Raw genomic sequence first — 2779 nt, forward strand, 5'->3', positions numbered from 1 at the left:
AACAGCCCCGTTACCGTTATATCCCTGGGATAATCACAATAGCAGCTATTGATCTCCTGACTTAATTGATACTCCTCTACCGGTGACAGCAGCGAAAGATGCCCAACTGGTTTATGCCTGTTGGATACTACTGAACCAAGCAGGCTTACAAAATGCCCCAGCATCCGGTTCATCCGATCTTCCCTGTACAGGTCTGTACGGTAAGTCAGGTTTATATGCAGGCCTTCGTCCGATGGTGAAATATGTAAGGTAAGGTCAAATTTAGAAATGATCATCAGGGGTTCTACCAGGGTAATACCAACATCTCCCAACTTAAGATCTTCCCTTTCCGGGGTATTTCCTAAAACAAACATCACCTGAAATACCGGGTTAAATGCTGCATTCCTTTTTACTCCCAATACTTCGATCACTTTTTCGAAAGGAACCTCCTGGTTTTCATAACCATCCAGTGTCGTTTGTTTGACCTGCTGCAGCAACTGCAGGGCGGTCATGGACGATTGAAGCTCACTGCGTAAGGCAAGCGTATTGGCAAAAAAACCCATCAGTCCTTCTATTTCTGCATATTGCCTTCCGGCTATGGAGCTGCCTATGCAGATATCTTCCTGGTCCGTATAACGGAACAGTAATATCTTAAAGACAGTCAGCAACGTCATATACAAGGTCACCCCTTCCTCATGGGAAAGGGTCATCAATGTATCGGTCATTTTTTTCCCGACCATTGTACTTACCCTGCCTCCTGTTATATTCTGTACAGCAGGACGCAGATAATCCGTTGGCAGGTTCAGAGAAGCGACCCCGGACAGTTTATCTTTCCAATAAGCAACCTTCCTGTCATAAATAGCTCCGGACAGTTGTTTTCGTTGCCAAATGGCATAATCTGCATATTGAATGGGTAATGGGCCTAACCGATGGGCACGCTCCTCTGCCCGGGCATTATATAATTCAATCAGCTCACTGACAATAACGGCTATGGACCAGGCATCCGCGGCTATATGGTGAAAAACCACCGCTAAAACCGATTCAGCATCCTCCAGCCGGATCAGATATGCTCTTAATTTGTGATCCGTCGACAAGTCGAAAGGCTTGCTGATCATTTCTTCCAGGTATGCCCGCCATACGGATATCCCCTGGCCATACACGGAATGATCAGCAATATCCATCCTCCATCCATCCGTATCCAATACCCGTTGGAACGGCTGTCCCTTTTCTTCTTCAATGACGGTTCTTAAAATTTCATGCCGGTTGATGATCTGTTGCAAGGCATATTCCAGAGCAGCTTCATTAAGGCGACCATGTAAATGCAAAATTGCCGGCAGATGATAGGCTAGGCTTCCTTCCAGCCGGTCAATGAACCAAAGGCGCTCCTGGCTAAAAGAAAGAGGAATATGCAAAGGCCGTTCCTGTATGGTAAGAAAAGGGAGAGATAGATCATTGTCCTGCTCCCGGAGAAAAACCGCTAATTGTGCAATCGTCGGATGAAGAAACAAACTCCGGATGGCCAATTCCCTTCCTGCCTGCCGGCGAACTGCGGATGCGACACGTGTCGCCAGCAAGGAATGTCCTCCCAATGCAAAGAAATTATCGTTTATCCCTATCTGCTCAATCCCCAACAACTGCTGCCAGATATCTGACAACAGCATTTCCAGTTTATTCCGGGGAGCAATATACCGCTCCTCGTATTGTTCACGCGCATCTGGCTCTGGTAAAGCCTTTCTGTCGATCTTCCCGTTTATCGTTAAGGGCATCTCTTTCAACTCCACCAAAAGGGAAGGAACCATGTACTCAGGCAATTTATTCTTCAGATATTGCAGAATGGATTCCCGGTCAAATACCCCTTCGGGGACTACATAACCGATCAGCCTAAGATCGCCGCCGGCCTCTGCCCTGGCCACTACAGCTCCCTGGCAAACCAGTCCGCATTGCTGTAAAACCGATTCTGTCTCACCCGGCTCGACCCGGTAACCTCTGATCTTCACCTGTTCATCCAAACGTCCTAAATAGGCCAGGTTGCCATCCGGCAGCCAACGCGCCAGATCCCCTGTCCTGTATAGCCTTGACCCCGGTAAGCTGCTAAAGGGATCAGGGATAAATTTCTCCTTCGTTAATTCCGGGCGATTCCAATAACCGCGAGCCAATCCTGCCCCACCTATATACAACTCCCCCGCCACTCCTACCGGCACTAACTTCTTATCCTCATTCAATAAATAGATCTGTACATTATCGATCGGTTTGCCGATCGATATTCCGTTGCCCCATTCCGGAATGAGCTCATCCGTAAAAAAAGCATAGGTGCAGCAGCCCACAGTCGCTTCGGTGGGACCATACTCATTTATGATTTGTATTACCTTTCCCTTGTCCTTCCAGTATTGAAAATGCCTGTTCCGCAGCGCTTCACCCCCCAAAATTAGTTTTCCTGTCAGTGCTGTCCCATCTCCTTCCCGCATCGCAGTTTCCAGTAAAGCCATATGGGCAGGCGTTAACTTGACAAACGCATAAGGCGCATGGTTTTTCACGCCGGCATCGGTAAAGAGCTCCACTCCCTTTCCGGCGCCGATCACCATCGGTTGACCGGACAACAAAGGCATGAATAGGCCTGTCAGGGATGCATCGAAGGTGTATGATAAATGAATTAAGGTCCCGTTCCCAGCCTCAGTACCTTTTCCACCATATTGCGTTTTACTGTTTAAAAGATAATTGACCAGGCTGCGATGTTCGATCATTACTCCTTTGGGTTGTCCCGTCGATCCCGAAGTATAGATCACATAGGCCAGGTGGTCCG

1 protein-coding gene is annotated in these 2779 nt (G+C 48.1%); it reads right to left on the bottom strand.

Going from position 1 to position 2779, the window contains the following annotated elements; translation table 11 throughout:
- The coding region (locus ACX0G9_RS31540; protein ID WP_459068981.1) for a condensation domain-containing protein at window positions 1–2779 on the bottom strand (2779 nt) is incomplete at both ends.

Source organism: Flavitalea flava (genome assembly GCF_054461575.1).